Raw genomic sequence first — 15810 nt, 5'->3', positions numbered from 1 at the left:
AACACAAGTTTATTAGATGACAGTAATACAATTTTTTATTTTTGTAGTAAGGCTTTACAGAAGCGGGAAAAACTCTTAAACTAAGAATAGAAAAATCAGATACATAAGGGTACAAAGAGAGACACAGCAGGAGGAAACTATGGCAGCAGACAACACAGAAAAAGACAAAAAAGATAACTCCTTTATGATGAAGCTTGCCACGCTTATCGTAGATAAACGAAAAGGATTCTATCTGATCTTTATTGTTTTATGCATATTTTGCGTATTATCCATGAATAAGGTCAAAGTGAATAATGACCTGACTACATATTTGCCGGATACGACAGAGACCAGAAGGGGACTGGATCTGATGGATTCAGAGTTTACGACCTACGGTTCCGCGCGGATCCTGATCTGTAATGTGACTTTTGATGAGGCACAGAAGCTGGCGGATCAGGTGGAAAAAATGGATGGTGTCAGTATGTTGGATTTCGATGACACTGAGGACCATTATCATGACATGGAGGCTTTATTGTCTGTCACTTTTGATGAGGAAGCGGATACGGAAGCCACACAGCAGCATCTGACTGAGGTACTGGATGCCCTGTCTGATTATGATGTTTATTATTCTTCAGATATCGGTCAGGAAGAGCGTGATGCGGATGACCTGAATAATGATATGATCGTTATTCTGCTTCTGGCAGCTGTGGTTATCGTAGCCGTGCTGCTATTTACTTCCACAACTTACGCGGAGATCCCGGTATATCTGACCACATTTATCGTGGCAGCTATTTTAAATAAAGGAACGAACTATTGGTTCGGTACTATCAGCTTTGTGACGAACTCTATCGCAGTGGTGCTGCAGTTAGGTCTGGCAGTAGACTATGCCATCATTTTGGCACACCGTTTTATGGAGGAGCATGAGGACAAGGATGCCAGAGAGGCTGTAATCGTGGCTTTGAGTAAGGCAATCCCGGAGATTTCTTCCAGCTCCCTGACCACGATCTCAGGTATGGTAGCCATGATGTTCATGCAGTTCAGAATTGGTTACGATATGGGTATTATCCTGGCGAAATCCATTATTTTCAGTATGGTAGCAGTATTTTTCCTGATGCCGGGACTGCTGCTTACCTTTTCTAAGGCAATTGACAACACGCATCATAAGAGCTTCGTGCCGAAGATCACGGCAGTGGGAAAATTCTGTGTGGCTACTCGCTACATTGTACCGCCGATACTGATCGTGGGTGTTATTGCAGCATTTTTCCTGTCCAACAGGGCGAATTATGTATATGATGTAAATACACTGGAATCCAGCAGTATGAGTGAGAATAAATTCTCAGTCAGCATGGTCAATAAGGAATTTGGCATGGTGAATCAGCTGGCGGTCATTGTGCCCAACGGTGATTATGAAAAAGAGGCACAGACCCTGAAGGCACTGGAAAAGTTGGATGTGGTAAAATCCGTTCAGGGACTTGGCAATATTGAAGCTATGGATGGTTACATGCTGACCGACAAACTGAATCCCAGACAATTTGCAGAGCTGATCGATCTGGATGTGGAAGTGGCGGATATGCTGTATTCGGCATATGCCCTGGATCAGAGTGATTACGGTGCTCTGGTCAGCGGTGTCAATGATTACGAAGTACCTTTTATCGATATGTTCCTGTTCATTTATGATCAGAAAGAAAGCGGAAACATTACGTTGGATGATGATCTGGAGGAGACTTTATCGGACGCACATTCCAAGATTATGATTGCAAAGGATCAGCTGTTGGGAGAAGATAATTCCCGTTTCGTTCTGGAACTGAATGTACCTTATGAAGGAGAAGAGACCATTGCAGCGCTGGATCAGATACGTAATACCGTGGCGAAGTTCTATAATATAGATGATATCCTGTTAGTCGGAAATGCCACCAGTGATAAGGATCTGGGAGATTCTTTCGCAACAGATAACACGATCATCACTGTACTGACGGCATTGTTCGTTATGATCATCCTGTTGTTCACTTTCCAGTCTGCCGGCTTGCCGGTATTGCTGGTAGTAACGATTCAGGGTAGTATCTGGATGAACTTCTCACTGCCGTATCTGCTCAGTGAAAATGTATACTTCCTGGGATATCTGGTAGTGTCCGCCATCCAGATGGGTGCGACGATCGACTACGCTATCGTTATCACCAGCCGTTATATGGATCTGAAGACGTACATGCCGATCAAAGAAGCTGCCATCGAGGCGCTGAACCAGGCGTTCCCCACGATTGTTACCAGTGGTTCCATGCTGGTGGCTGCTGGATTCATTATCAGTTATGTATCTTCTAATGCAGCGGTAGCAGCGATCGGACTGGCGCTGGGACGTGGTACTCTGACCTCTATTTTATTGGTGTTGCTAGCATTGCCCCAGACACTGCTGATCGGAGATATCATTATTCAGAAGACGGCATTTACCTTAAAGCGTGATCTGGCGAAGCCGTTGCCTTCTGCCGGTAGGATCCGAATGAACGGTCATATCAAGGGTTATGTCAACGGTGTGCTGGAAGGTGATTTCATCGGTGTCATCGATGGTGAGATGGGAGCGGTGGTGCGTCCCAAGGATACCGTGACCATGGAGCGGGAGGATGCAGCGGAGAATGCGTACCCCAGGTTGGAAGCACAGGAGCTTTCGAATAATACAGCAGAAAGCGAGGGAACAGAAGATGAACAGTAAGAGATTATTATGTTTCCTGCTGGGAGCGGCATTACTGCTGCAGACACCGGCAACCGCTTATGCGGAAGAGACGTTAACCTATGAACAATATAAGGGCGGCAGCGGTTATAGCAACACCACGCAGGAGCAGGATTATGCAATTGTAGAGATCAGCACGGAGGAGGATCTGCGCAGGCTTGCGGAGAACTGTGTGCTGGACAGCTGGTCCAGAGGTATCAAAGTAGTGCTGTGCAACGACATCGTTCTGAGCATGGAAAGTGAATTCAGTATCCCAACATTTGCGGGAATTTTTGATGGTAATAGTTTTACGATCTCCAATGTAAAGCTTACGGGGAATGGTTCTGCGGCAGGTTTTTTCCGTTATGTGCAGGAAGGTGCCAAAGTACGTAATCTCACGGTGAGCGGAGAAATATCTCCCTCCGGAAGTCAAAATCAGGTCGGCGGCATCGTCGGGGTGAATTACGGCAGCATTGAGAATTGTAAGTTTTCCGGTAATGTGATCGGCGATAATGAAGTCGGTGGCATTGCGGGGGTGAATGAAGAGACCGGCGAGATCCGCAGATGTGAATCCAACGCAAATGTCATTGGCAATCATTCCGCAGGTGGTATTGTCGGGAACAATCACGGTATCTTAAATAACTGCAGCAACAGTGGCAGCATCAATACCTATAGCACGGAAGTGACCTATGATCTGGATGATATTACCATGGACAATCTGGAGCAGATCAACAGTACTTCCAATGTGACTGCGCATACGGATACCGGCGGTATCGCAGGCATCTCTGATGGTAAGATCTATTACTGCTCCAATTCCGGAGCCATCGGATATCAGCATGTGGGTTACAATACCGGAGGTATTGTAGGCAGACTGCATCAGGGTTATCTGCAGAATTGCACCAATACAGGTTATGTGCAGGGCAGAAAAGATGTGGGCGGTATCGTAGGCCAGATGGAGCCTTTTCTGGAGATCCAGTATCTCAGTGACAAATTAAAGGAGCTGGATACCGAGACCGATAAATTTTTGGATATGCTGGATGCGACCCAGAAGGATGTCAGCAATTACAGCAGACAGGCATCCGCGCTGAGCAAAAGTATCAGTACGAATCTGAAGGATGCCAATAGCGCGGGAAATTCCCTTACCGGAACCACGAATGACTTGTGGTATATTTATAATCAGGAACTGAACGGTGTCAGCAATGACCTGAAGGTTTTGAATAATGACCTGAACAAACAGGCAGAGGACGATAAAAATAACGGCAACAGACACGATATCACGCTGAGCGGCAATGATCTGAGCGGAGGTGATATTACACTCTCTGTACCGGATGATACAGAGAGTTATAAAGCAGCTCTGAAAAAGTTTGGTGAAAATGCCACGAAGCATCTGGATAATATGGTTAGTGCATCCACGGACCGCAGTGGTGGTATTAAGAATAATCTGGATACACTGAAGCAGAGCCTGGATAAAGCATTTGACCAGCTGGGTCAGTTAGGAGATGTATTACAGGCAGGGTCAGACAACACCGACGCACACATGGATGAGCTGATGGATCAGGCGAGGGTATTGCGCAGACTGGTCAGCGAGATCCGCGATGATCTCTTCCGATACGAAGGGATTTCTGTGGAGGATACTTCGGATGAATCCGCCAGCAAGGGGGAAGTGAACCCCGGAGATCCTGATGCTGAGGCTGGTGAGGCAGAACCGGAGAGAACCGAAGAAGCATTATATGACACCTCCAGCTTCCAAAAAGGTAAAGTCACACTGTGTGTAAATCGTGGTACGGTGGAGGCGGATACCAATGTCGGCGGTATTGTCGGCCAGGTGGCAACGGAATATGATTTTGACCCGGAGGATGACATCACCTTGACCGGAACGGAGAGCTTCGATGTGGAGCAGACCATCAAGGCAGTCGTAAGAGACAGTCGCAATTTCGGTGATATCACCGGTAAAAAAGATAACGTGGGAGGTATCGTCGGCAAGGCGGAATACGGAGCAATTATCTCCTGTGAATCCTATGCACCCATTGAAAGTACCGGAGGCAGTGATGTGGGTGGTATTGCCGGATCTGCCAACTATGCGATCCGCAGCTGCTATAGCATGGGCAGGATTACCGGTAAAAATAATATCGGCGGTATCGCCGGAGAAGGCTGCGATATTTTTTACAGCTATGCATACAATGATCTGGATATGTCCGGAGAAAATCAGGGCAGCATTGCAGGTAAAGTCAGTGATGACGGCAGCCTGTACGGCAATTATTATGTAGAAGGCGGCGTCGGCGGTGTAGACGGCATCGGTTACCAGGGCGGAGCGACACCGTTGTCCTATCAGGAACTTTGCGCAAAGGATGGAGTTCCGGAAGCTTTTTCGCAGTTTACGATCACTTTCCTGGCAGATGGCGAGGAAGTGGCTTCCTATAAATGTAATTATGGAGACTATCTGTCTGCAGATCAGATTCCGGAAGTGCCGGAGAAGGAAGGCTATTACGGTGTATGGCCGGATTATGATTTCAGTTATATTACCGGTAATCGTGTACTGGAAGCGGAGTATGAGGAGTGGACCGCATCCATTGCTTCCGCAGAGAAAAATGATGCCAACAAACCTCTGGTCATGGCAGAGGGTAACTTCTATCCGAATGCTTCATTGCATCTGCAGATAGAGGGGGACACATATAAGGTCTCCATGACCAACTCCATGAAAGAGGACGCACCGGACTATACCGGAGAAGCAACCTTACGTGTCTACTGTGAGGATGCCGACAATACTGTAGTCTGGGTAGAACAGGACGGCGAATACAGAGAAGTGGAATCCACGGTGATCGGCAGCTACAGACAGTTCACCATGGAGGTACCCGGCAGCTTCCGTATCGCGGAGGCAGAAGGCAGCCATACCCGGATGATCGTAATGTGCATCATCGGAGTAGCAGTAGGGATACTGTTGATCGTATTACTTGTGAAAAAGGTGGCAAAACGCAGGAAAAAGCGTAGACAGGAAAAAGCGGAGCACGCCGTGCAGGCGGATGATACAGAGGGACAGTTATGATCCGGGCAGTAATTTTTGACATGGACGGTACGTTGATCGATACCGAAAAATATTACCGTATTTTCTGGCCGAAGGCATTGGAGGCTTACGGCTACACGATGACGGATGAGCAGGCACTGACGATGCGCAGTCTTGGAAGGCCTTTTGCCCCCAGACAGCTTGGGGACTGGTACGGCGAGGAATTTGATTATTATGCCGTACGGAAGAAACGAAAAGAATTGATGGAGGAAGCGCTGGACCGGGATGGCATCAAATGCAAGCCCGGTGCTGTGGAACTTCTCGAAGATCTGAAAAAAAGACACATTACCACAGCTGTTGCCACAGCAACGGATCTGGAGCGGACCGAAAAATATCTGACGCTTACAGGGATCAGACCTTACTTTGAAAAATTGATCTCCGCTACCATGGTAGCGGAAGGTAAGCCGTCTCCGGACATTTATCTCTACGCCTGCGGGCAGCTGGGACTCGCCCCGGAGGAGTGCATGGCGGTGGAGGATTCTCCTAACGGTGTCTTAAGTGCATACCGTGCAGGCTGCAAGGTTGTCATGGTACCGGATCAGACGCAGCCGGATGCAGAACTCAAAAAGTGTTTATATGCCTGTGTCCCGACGCTGGCAGAGATCAGCCACCTCATTTAGAGGTGGCTTCAGACTGTAGACAAAGCTCCTTCCTGTGAGGGAGCTTTTCTTGTGTCATGACTGCAAAAATTATGTACTTACAAGCATATAAGAAGTAGTGAAAATGACGTATTTACGGGACTTTTCACTACTTTTTTGGTATAATGAAAGTATCAAAATAAAGGCGGTGTTTCCTATGATGACACAGAATGCAGATAAGAAAAGAGAACAGATTCAGATGTTCTGCATGGATGACCTTGTTCCGCAGGATCATCTGCTGCGCCTGATTGACCAGGCAATCGACTGGAGTTTTATCTATGATCTTGTGATCGATAAATACAGTGCAGACAATGGCCGCCCCAGCATGGATCCGGTCATGCTCATTAAAATTCCATTCATCCAGTATCTGTACGGCATCCGAAGCATGCGCCAGACAGTAAAAGAAATCGAAGTCAATGTCGCATACCGATGGTTCCTCGGTCTGGAAATGATGGACAAGGTTCCCCATTTCTCTACGTTTGGAAAGAATTATACCAGACGCTTTAAGGATACTGATCTTTTTGAACAGATCTTTTCCCGTATCCTGCAGGAATGCTATAAATACAGACTGATCGATCCTTCCGAGGTCTTCGTGGATGCCACCCATGTAAAAGCACGGGCAAACAGCAAAAAGATGCGGAAACGGATTGCAGATGAGGAAGCACTGTTCTTCGAAGAGCAGTTAAAGAAGGAAATCAATGAAGACCGGGAAGCGCATGGGAAAAAGCCTCTGAAAGAAAAGAAGGAAGATTAAATCCCTGTATGATAAGATAAAAGACATTGGCATTCAGACACTGGTAGCCGATGCAGGATACAAAACACCAGCGATAGCAAAGTTACTTCTGGATGATGGTATCATACCGCTTCTACCGTATAAACGCCCCATGACCAAAGATGGTTTTTTCAAAAAAGCCGAGTATGTGTATGATGAATATTTTGACTGCTATGTATGCCCGAATGATCAGGTGCTGGCTTATCATACGACGAACCGTTCCGGATACCGGGAATACAAGAGCTGCGGAATCGTCTGTGAAGGATGTCCATATCTGAAGCAGTGCACAGAAAGCAGGGATCATGTGAAGGTAGTGACCCGGCATATCTGGGAGCCGTACATGGAAAAGTGTGAGGATATCCGGCAAACGATTGGGATGAAGGAAGTGTATGCGCAACGGAAAGAGACCGTAGAGCGCCTCTTCGGAACAGCAAAAGAAAACCACGGATTACGCTATACACAGATGGTAGGAAAAGCCCGGATGGAAATGAAAGTCGGGCTTACGTTTGCCTGCATGAATCTGAAAAAACTGGCAAAGATGATAGCCAGGAAGGGAAAAAGGGGAACCCAAAAGTGTTTATTATTGATCAAGTACACACTTTTTGAACCCAAAACAAGAAAAACGCTTCTGGAGTGCTGACCAAAAGCGTTTTGTCTACAGTCTGAGAGGGCTACCTATAATTATGGGTAGCCCTCTCAAAATGGAAGTAGCGTTATGGAGGAAAGAAACATTTCCTTACATGACACCCTTTACACAAACATAGCAACTATCATACAATTTTCTACGATTCTCTCTGTTGATCCTTTTTTTTCTTGTATAACAGCCATAGCGCTACGCTGAACAATGCAAGTACAAAAGTTACTATATAAATCAAGAAACTATCACTTGCCTTAACTGCCACGAACCAACCGTTTGCTCCTCCTGAATGCTTCAGAATGGCAAATCCATTATATTGCGCTATCAGTTTTATGATTGATAAACAGATGCCAATCACACTCAGCACAGTGAGTATAATGCTACACACTTTTATTTTTTTCACTATCATTCCTCGCTTTCAACTATCTTTATCAAATAATATTATTTGGTGACTATTTCCTTTCCATTGCGTCCTGCAATTTTGTGTAGCCAATATATATTTCAAAGTCTTCACTATCGGTCACATACAGCTTTACTTCACAATAAGGATTAGCCGGAGGGTTGTTGGTGTATATGTAAGAACGTGTATTTACCGCCACTTTTCCAGTATAGTGGTTTACTTCATTTTCATGCCAATCAGAAACACCCTCTGCTTTCGTCATCAAATTACTTGATGAGATGTTGAGATTAGAAGAAATCATTGTTGCTTCAACTGTATATCCGGGTCTGTTTTGACTATCCATCCCGTCATAATAATAATTGATCGAGCCTGTTATCACATTATCGCTCTGATATGTTGTCACACTACTGTCTATTGGCTCGTCAGAAAATGTAACCTCCTCTCCGGATACTTGGAAATATATCACATCAACCAGTTCGCGTCCAGATGACGCATTCTGTGCCTGCAATTCAACTTCTTCTATAGCAGGTTCTTGGTTTTCAGCGGCATATGCCGTAACGCTACCTAAAAGCAATGATATTGCCATCATCAGCACTATTGCTCTATTAACTTTCTTACCCATTACTTTTCCTCCTAAAATGTTGTTTGTACTGTCACAGTCACATTATACGGAACGATTGCTCCGATTGACTGTGCATAAGCTGCATAGTTATTGAGAATTGTAACCAGCGCATTGTCTGTCATTGCATTCTTCCAGCTCTGTGCATCAAAATCATATGTACCCGTAAAAGTAATCGTTAATGTCCATTTCCCATTTGATTTCACACCAGTGGCGGAATAATTGACATTATTATATGCCAAATGTAAATCTGTTGTGCTGTTCAGCGTCGTTGTTCCGGAGTTCGTCTTCCTTACATAATTTGTTCCGGTAACATCCGACTTAAACTGATTTACTATCGTTGTGCACTCTGTTGAACCCGCAATCTGTTTTGCCATATCCGTTGTGGAAACATAAGATAAATTACTGGGATTATCCTGTAATGAATGGTTCAACAGTGTTGCTGCAGCGGTATATCCTAAAACATTTCCACCCGCTACAACTAATTTGAACTCTGCCCTGACTACTGCCTTTGTAATAGCAGCACGCTGTTCAACAGTATCTTCGATGATTCCTTCTTCAACAGCATATTGTGTGAATCCTTCTAAAGCTGCTACTGCAAAATCTTCGCCTTCAGATATGCTGGCAGGTGCCTGCTCAAGATACTGATTATATAAGGCCAAGGCTTCGCTGTCATACATAGAGATAGAAGCATTGTATATATCCTCGTTTGAGTAAAAATCTTCTGTTTCACCTGTAATCGCAATATACACACCTTCTTCAGTCGGTTCACCGCTGTATTCTTCTGCATGTACGTTTACCGGCACGCTCATAGCCATTACTAAACTTAAGATTACTGTTGCTCTTTTAATATAGTTCTTCATCAGACTTATCCTTCTTTTATTCTGAAACACAATCTGCGCTGTTATATTAGTTAGGCACTGGTCCTAATCCCAACAGACCCGCAAGAAAAAAAGCACAGACAACAAGAAGAAAATTTCCTATGCCTACACATCCGATAATTAAGAAATTGGGTATGAACTTTTTCCTAATGACTCTGTTGTATAAATAAGCACTTAAAAACCCTATTCCTAATGCTCCCGATATGACAGGCAAATATGCTACCACTGTAAATAATACCCTATCCACTCCAATCCTCCTTTCCTCAATTCGCTATAGGTCCTCCAAGCGCAAACGCAAAAAGCAATAACAGACAGATTACGACTGGAAATAGCAATGCAAATATTCCTAATATTAGCGTAACATAATAGCTTAATTTCATCCTGCGCCTATGAATGGAAAGAGCAATCAGTACAATTCCAATTCCCAAAAATATAAAAGGCATACATACAAAAACAAATGCCTCCCACTGCATTAGATCAATTAAAAAAATCAGCAATACAACGGATGTAACGGATACAACGCTAATAATAATATTTCTTCTCTCAATTTGTCGTTGATGAACTACCAGACTAATAACATTGTCCAATACCTCCGTAGCTTTATCCGCTGATATTTCTTCTTTGGGTTCTCTTTCTGACTGCATTATTTCTAATACACTAACCTCCAATACATCGGCCAACGGTTTTATGGTGTTAATATCCGGAAAACCCAATCCCCGTTCCCACCGTGAAACCGCTTTATCTGTTACACTTATTTTCTCTGCCAGTTCTGCCTGCGTCCACCCCTTCTCTTTCCTAATTGTTGCTATAAATTCTCCAAACTTCTTGCTGTCCATACTTTCCTCCTCTTTCAGCGTAATTAGATTTTATTATATTTCCTCATTTTATCAACCGATGAATCGTAGAGTTCCGCAAAAATCGCATAAATACGCTCTTTTTCAAATTAATATTTAACTTATTATATCAAAGCAACACCTTCTAACATAGCCTATATTCCCTTTGCACAAAATTGGCACAAAACTTTCCCAACTTGGCACAGCTTTGCGATTTACACGGTAAATCCCCTATGTTAAAATGGGTATCGTGAAAATTCATACATACCAGAAACGCAGGAACGAAGCACACCCCGGCTTCTCCTGCGTTTTTATTACGCAAAGCTGACACTTACATAGGTCAGCTTTGTGCTGTTCAGGAGGTGACATTTTGAAAAAAAGAATCCGGCGGTTGCTGCTGTCCGAAAGAGGCGACTCCTCATATATCAGCAGCTTTGTCTACATTCTGCAGCCACCTCGTTTAGAGGTGGCTTTTTGCATGTATCCGCGTATGCACTTGATTTTTATATATTGCTGTGTTATTATTTTAACGATTAGAGTCACCGGCACAGATATGAACAAAAATAGCTGCAAAGCAGCGGAGAGTGCGATCGATCGCACGATTTTGCGAATGGCTGTGGCTGCTGGAAGCCTTGAGAAGGGGCAGAAAGGATATGGAAGAAATGAATTTTGATGACATCGTAGCAAAAGTAAAAGAATGTGGGAAGAAGACGGTTGCAGTTTCCGTAGCACAGGACAGTGCAGTACTGGAAGCTGTACATGAGGCCAAGAGACTGGGCATTGCAGATGCAATCCTGGTAGGTGATGAGGCGAAGATCCGTGAGATCGCAGCCGGACTGAAGATGGATCTCTCCGATTATGAGATCATCAATGAGCCGGATATGATCGAAGCCTCCCTGAAAGCTGTAAAGCTTGCACATGACGGCCGTGCAGATATGTATATGAAGGGTCTGATCGACTCTAAGAATTTCTTAAAGAGTGTACTGAACAAAGAAGTAGGTCTTCGTACCGGTGGAACCCTGTCTCATGTATGTGTGTTTGAGATTCCCGGCATTGACAGACTTCTGTTCCTGACCGATGTTGCATTCATGACCTATCCTACACTGGAGGAGAAGGTTCAGATCATCAAGAACACCATTCCGGTATGTAATGCCTGCGGCGTTGCAGAGCCCAAGGTAGCACCTTTAGCAGCAGTTGAGGTTGTAAATCCCAAGATGCCCGTTACCGTAGATGCGGCAGAACTGACTAAGATGTGCGAAGAAGGACAGATCCCCGGCTGTATCGTAGACGGACCGCTGTCTCTTGACCTGGCGATCGATCCCGCGGCAGCCAAGCATAAGGGCGCGACTGACCGTAAGATCCAGGGTGATGCAGATGTATTGCTGTTCCCGGATATCCATGCCGGCAACCTGGTATACAAGGCAATTGTACATATGGTAAAAGTAAAGAACGGATGCATCCTGACCGGTACCAAGGTGCCTGTTGTCCTGACCAGCCGTTCCGATACCTTCGAGACCAAGGTATACTCCCTGGCACTGGCTGCAGTTGTAGCAGAAGAGATGAAAAAGAATCAGAAATAAGCTATGGATATCGTGATAGAAGCCGCTGTGGAAGCTGCGGGAGAACTGCTGTCGGCAGGTATCGATGCTGTAGTGGACAAAGCGGCAAAGCATAAGAGTGAATATAAGAGTGAATATAGGAGGAAACACACAATGGCAATCAAGAGTCTGATCATCAACCCCGGTTCCACCTCCACCAAGATCGGTGTATTTGAGGATGAGAACTTATTATTTGAAGAAACTTTGAGACATTCTACCGAGGAGATCTCCAAATACGATACTATTTTCGAACAGAAGGATTTCCGTAAGAAGATCATTACTGATCTGCTGGCAGAGAAAAACTGCGATCTGAAGAGCTTCAACGTGATCGTAGGACGTGGCGGTCTGTTAAAGCCCATCCCCAGTGGTACCTATGCGGTAACCGATGATCTGCTGGAGGATTTAAAAGTAGGTGTACAGGGTCAGCATGCTTCTAACTTAGGCGGTATTCTGGCAAGAGAGATCGGTGATGAGATCGGCGTTCCCTCTTACATCGTAGACCCCGTTGTAGTAGATGAGCTGATGCCTATTGCGAGATATTCCGGTCTGGAAGAGATCCCCAGAGGAAGTATCTTCCATGCCCTGAACCAGAAGGCAGTTGCCAAGAGATATGCAAAAGAGGCCGGCAAGCCTTATGAGTCCTTACGTCTGGTAGTCGTGCACATGGGCGGCGGCGTATCCGTAGGCGCGCATGAGGATGGCAAGGTCGTAGATGTATTCAGCGCATTCGACGGCGACGGTGCATTCTCTCCGGAGCGTGCAGGCGGTGTGCCCTGTGCAGCACTGGTAAAAATGTGCTTCTCCGGAAAATATACCGAGAAGGAGATCAGTGCAAAGCTGATCGGTAAGGGCGGTCTGAATTCTTATCTGGGTACCAACGATATGCGAGAGGTGACTAAGCGTGCCAATGAAGGCGATGCCAAGGCAGCGGAGGTAAAGCAGGCATTCCTGTTACAGGTAGCCAAAGACATTGGCGCTATGGCCTGTGTGCTGAACGGCAAGGTAGACCAGATCGTTATCACCGGAGGTATTGCTTATGGTGAGGACGTAGTGGCTAAGCTGAAAGAGAGATGCGGCTGGATCGCTCCTGTGACCGTATATCCCGGTGAGGACGAGCTGTTAGCTCTGGCTCAGGGGGCTCTGCGTGTCATGAACGGTGAAGAACAGGTAAAACAGTACTAATAGGATTCAAAAAACCTCCCGGTGGAATGTGATTCCATCGGGAGGTTTTTGCTTTGGGGAATAGGCTTTCTGTCAGCGCCATGTTTAACTAAAAATCAGCTTTGACAGAATCCCCAGTACCAGCATGTGCACCGGATAAAAGGCATAGCAGGCAAGCTGGATCTTGCGGTTATGCGCGCCCTGGCGTCCATGGTAGCACCACAGAAGCGGCAGACACAACAGCGCCAAGCCCTGCTCTGAAATCTCAAAGGCATGACCGAAGAGCTGTAATGGAATCTGCATTCCTGCCAACAGCATGACATTGATCCAGTAGAGTCCGGCAAACTGTCCGGCAAGCTGCCACCATTTTTTCCCATGGAAGAGATAGAATACGATAACAGTCAGAACGCCTTCCCCGTAATAGTCGAACATGAGGAGGGTTGCCAGCACGTAGCCCACTGCAGATAGCAGCAGGATCGACGGAATCCACAGCCAGACCGGCCATTTTTTCCGTAGGGTATCCATTGCCCAGATACACAGGAAGCCTGTGAGCAGTGTCCAGATCACGTTCTGATGAAATGGGTAGAATAACAGCCCGCTGTACATCAGATTGATGGGAAGCTCAGACAGAATGGCCAGAAGAAGCAGGCGCATGCAATATTTTTTCTTATCATGGGTATGGAAGAAGCCTTCCACCAGGAAAAAGGCAAACATGGGAAATGCCAGTCTGCCGATGCCGGTCAGCCACCAGGCATCTCCGGCGAGGGTAGCCCACAGGTGATCACAGAACATGAACGCCATAGCGAGGATATGCAGCGTCAGAGCACTGAGATCTGGTGGGAAAATAGAACAATGGGATCCTTTGTTTTGCAAAATAAAACTCCTTTCAAAATTCCTTACGGAAGGATATAGTTGCATTATATCTTGTTTATGCGCTATAGTAAAGATGATCATAATTCGTCATATAAATCCATAAACAGGAAAGGACAGGAATGAAACAATGTATACAGACGGACAGATCTATATGGGCCTGGCAGATGGCCAGCGTGTGAATATGCAGCTGAATATGAGCAACCGCCATGGACTGATCGCGGGAGCCAGCGGCACCGGCAAGACTATTACTATGAAAGCTATGGCGGAATCCTTTTCGGACGCGGGAGTTCCGGTATTTTTATGTGATGTCAAGGGAGATGTCTCCGGCATTGCCACGGCGGGTGTGGCTTCGGAATCCATGGACAAAAGAATCGATAAATTCGGTATCCGTGACAGCTTTTCCTATAAGGCTTATCCGGTCTGCTTTTGGGATATCTATCAGGAGGGCGGACATCCTGTGAGAGCCACCATCTCCGATATGGGACCGGAGCTGTTATCCCGCATCCTGGGGCTCACCGCCGCTCAGGAAGGAGTACTAAATATTGTCTTCCGGATCGCGGATGACAAGGGACTTTTATTGATCGACTTAAAGGATCTGCGTATTCTGCTGAATTATGTGGCAGAACACAAGGATGACTATCTGACCACCTACGGAAGTATCTCCAAGCAGTCCGTGGGCGGTATTCTGCGGGCGTTACTGCCTCTGGAGAATCAGGGCGGAGACCTCTTTTTCGGAGAACCGGATCTGGATATTTATGACTGGATGCGTACGGATGTGTACGGCAAGGGTATCGTCAATGTGCTGAATTGTGTAAAACTGGTGCAGAATCCTACGTTATATGCCAGCTTCCTGTTATGGATGATGTCGGAACTGTTCGAAAAGCTTCCCGAGGCGGGGGATCTGGAAAAGCCGAAGCTTGTATTTTTCTTCGATGAGGCACATCTGCTGTTCGCCGATGCACCGAAAGTACTGGTACAGAAGATCGAGCAGGTGGTAAAGCTGATCCGTTCCAAGGGTGTGGGCATCTATTTCGTGACCCAGAGTCCCAGTGATATCCCCGATTCCGTACTGGCACAGTTAAGCAACCGGGTACAGCATGCACTCCGGGCGTATACTCCGGCGGAGCAGAAGGCTGTCCGGGCGGCAGCACAGTCTCTGCGGGCCAATCCGGCGTTTAAGGCAGAGGAAGTGATCATGGAGTTAGGTGTGGGAGAAGCACTGACATCCTTCCTGGATGAGAACGGCGTGCCCGGCATTGCCCAGCGTACCTCCATCATCTGCCCTCAGAGTTTTATGGGACCGGTGGACGAGACGGAGCGCCGGAACCTGATGGCGCGGGACGGCATGGGACGCTACGATGAAGCAGTGGACAATATTTCTGCCTACGAAGTGCTGACAGACACTATAGAACACGAAGCAAAAGCACAACAGCTTGCCGCAGAGCGCGCCCAGCTGGAGAAGGACAAGGAAGCTTTGGCGAAGCAGCAGGCAAAGCTTCAGGAATCTGCTGTGAAGCAGAAACAGAAGGAATGGGAAGCCGCTCAGAAAAAGAAGGAAAAAGCAGCGGAACGCAGACAGGCCCAGATCGAGCGTCAGCTCATCAACACCGGTGCCCAGGTCATCAAGAGAGGCATTCTGAGCACGCTGTTTGGAAAATAA

12 protein-coding genes and 1 pseudogene are annotated in these 15810 nt (G+C 46.3%); 8 read left to right on the top strand and 5 right to left on the bottom strand.

From position 1 onward, the window contains the following. Positions 1–139: 139 nt before the first annotated feature. From H9Q77_RS11290 to H9Q77_RS11275, 4 genes and pseudogenes are all read left to right on the top strand, one after another. Complete coding sequence (locus H9Q77_RS11290; RefSeq protein ID WP_118693029.1) at positions 140–2680, top strand: efflux RND transporter permease subunit; 2541 nt, start codon at positions 140–142, stop codon at positions 2678–2680. Then, the gene (locus tag H9Q77_RS11285; protein ID WP_249325586.1) at positions 2670–5720 is read left to right on the top strand and encodes a right-handed parallel beta-helix repeat-containing protein; all 3051 of its coding nucleotides are present in this window, start codon (positions 2670–2672) and stop codon (positions 5718–5720) included. Before H9Q77_RS11290 ends, H9Q77_RS11285 begins: the two co-directional genes overlap by 11 nt. After that, on the top strand, positions 5717–6358 hold the full coding sequence (locus H9Q77_RS11280) for an HAD family hydrolase (RefSeq protein WP_249325584.1): 642 nt from the start codon (positions 5717–5719) through the stop codon (positions 6356–6358). The genes H9Q77_RS11285 and H9Q77_RS11280 overlap by 4 nt, the downstream gene beginning before the upstream one ends. 175 nt (positions 6359–6533) lie before the next feature. Beyond that, positions 6534–7788: pseudogene (locus H9Q77_RS11275) on the top strand (transposase). 449 nt (positions 7789–8237) lie between these two features. Here H9Q77_RS11275 and H9Q77_RS11270 read toward each other — a convergent pair. Genes H9Q77_RS11270 through H9Q77_RS11255 form a run of 4 tightly spaced genes read right to left on the bottom strand, consistent with a single transcriptional unit; the run spans position 8238 to position 10521 of the window. Then, positions 8238–8807: a hypothetical protein gene (locus H9Q77_RS11270; protein WP_022153801.1), complete on the bottom strand. Its 570-nt coding sequence runs from the start codon at positions 8805–8807 to the stop codon at positions 8238–8240. 11 nt (positions 8808–8818) lie between these two features. Next, entirely contained in the window at positions 8819–9667 is an 849-nt protein-coding gene (locus H9Q77_RS11265; RefSeq protein WP_022153802.1) for a hypothetical protein, read from the bottom strand. A gap of 46 nt (positions 9668–9713) precedes the next feature. Next, positions 9714–9932: a hypothetical protein gene (locus tag H9Q77_RS11260; protein WP_148449019.1), complete on the bottom strand. Its 219-nt coding sequence runs from the start codon at positions 9930–9932 to the stop codon at positions 9714–9716. Between the two features lie 16 nt (positions 9933–9948). After that, a complete protein-coding gene (locus H9Q77_RS11255) occupies positions 9949–10521 on the bottom strand; it encodes a helix-turn-helix domain-containing protein (RefSeq protein WP_118545984.1) in 573 nt (190 codons plus the stop codon). Positions 10522–10888: 367 nt separating this feature from the next. Here H9Q77_RS11255 and H9Q77_RS11250 point away from each other — a divergent pair, with 367 nt between their 5' ends. From H9Q77_RS11250 to buk, 3 genes are all read left to right on the top strand, one after another. Then, entirely contained in the window at positions 10889–11191 is a 303-nt protein-coding gene (locus H9Q77_RS11250) for a hypothetical protein (RefSeq protein ID WP_022154278.1), read from the top strand. Beyond that, positions 11172–12098, top strand: a complete 927-nt coding sequence (gene ptb, locus H9Q77_RS11245) for a phosphate butyryltransferase (protein ID WP_330595939.1) — start codon at positions 11172–11174, stop codon at positions 12096–12098. Before H9Q77_RS11250 ends, ptb begins: the two co-directional genes overlap by 20 nt. A gap of 132 nt (positions 12099–12230) precedes the next feature. Then, positions 12231–13298 carry a butyrate kinase gene (gene buk, locus H9Q77_RS11240; RefSeq protein WP_118505623.1) on the top strand — a complete coding sequence of 356 codons (1068 nt, stop codon included), beginning with the start codon at positions 12231–12233 and terminating at the stop codon, positions 13296–13298. 84 nt (positions 13299–13382) lie between these two features. On the opposite strand, the gene H9Q77_RS11235 is transcribed toward buk, so the two are convergent. Then, positions 13383–14150: a TraX family protein gene (locus tag H9Q77_RS11235; RefSeq protein ID WP_249325583.1), complete on the bottom strand. Its 768-nt coding sequence runs from the start codon at positions 14148–14150 to the stop codon at positions 13383–13385. A 127-nt stretch (positions 14151–14277) separates the two neighbouring features. On the opposite strand from H9Q77_RS11235, the gene H9Q77_RS11230 reads away from it, so the two are divergent. Then, positions 14278–15810, top strand: coding sequence for a helicase HerA-like domain-containing protein (locus H9Q77_RS11230; RefSeq protein WP_118693026.1), 1533 nt, complete (start codon positions 14278–14280; stop codon positions 15808–15810).

The sequence above is a fragment of the Simiaoa sunii genome (genome assembly GCF_014337175.1).
Classification (GTDB): Bacteria; Bacillota; Clostridia; order Lachnospirales; family Lachnospiraceae; genus Acetatifactor; species Acetatifactor intestinalis.
Note: the sequence above shows the minus strand (reverse complement) of the source record. Positions and strands in the feature narration are given on the sequence as shown.

What these genes read in the sequence shown, in the direction of transcription:
- buk (WP_118505623.1), top strand. Translation starts at nt 12,231, where the DNA reads ATGGCAATCAAGAGTCTGATCATCAACCCCGGTTCCACCTCCACCAAG.
- H9Q77_RS11285 (WP_249325586.1), top strand. Translation starts at nt 2,670, where the DNA reads ATGAACAGTAAGAGATTATTATGTTTCCTGCTGGGAGCGGCATTACTG.
- H9Q77_RS11255 (WP_118545984.1), bottom strand. Translation starts at nt 10,521, where the DNA reads ATGGACAGCAAGAAGTTTGGAGAATTTATAGCAACAATTAGGAAAGAG.
- H9Q77_RS11230 (WP_118693026.1), top strand. Translation starts at nt 14,278, where the DNA reads ATGTATACAGACGGACAGATCTATATGGGCCTGGCAGATGGCCAGCGT.
- ptb (WP_330595939.1), top strand. Translation starts at nt 11,172, where the DNA reads ATGGAAGAAATGAATTTTGATGACATCGTAGCAAAAGTAAAAGAATGT.
- H9Q77_RS11270 (WP_022153801.1), bottom strand. Translation starts at nt 8,807, where the DNA reads ATGGGTAAGAAAGTTAATAGAGCAATAGTGCTGATGATGGCAATATCA.
- H9Q77_RS11290 (WP_118693029.1), top strand. Translation starts at nt 140, where the DNA reads ATGGCAGCAGACAACACAGAAAAAGACAAAAAAGATAACTCCTTTATG.
- H9Q77_RS11280 (WP_249325584.1), top strand. Translation starts at nt 5,717, where the DNA reads ATGATCCGGGCAGTAATTTTTGACATGGACGGTACGTTGATCGATACC.
- H9Q77_RS11265 (WP_022153802.1), bottom strand. Translation starts at nt 9,667, where the DNA reads ATGAAGAACTATATTAAAAGAGCAACAGTAATCTTAAGTTTAGTAATG.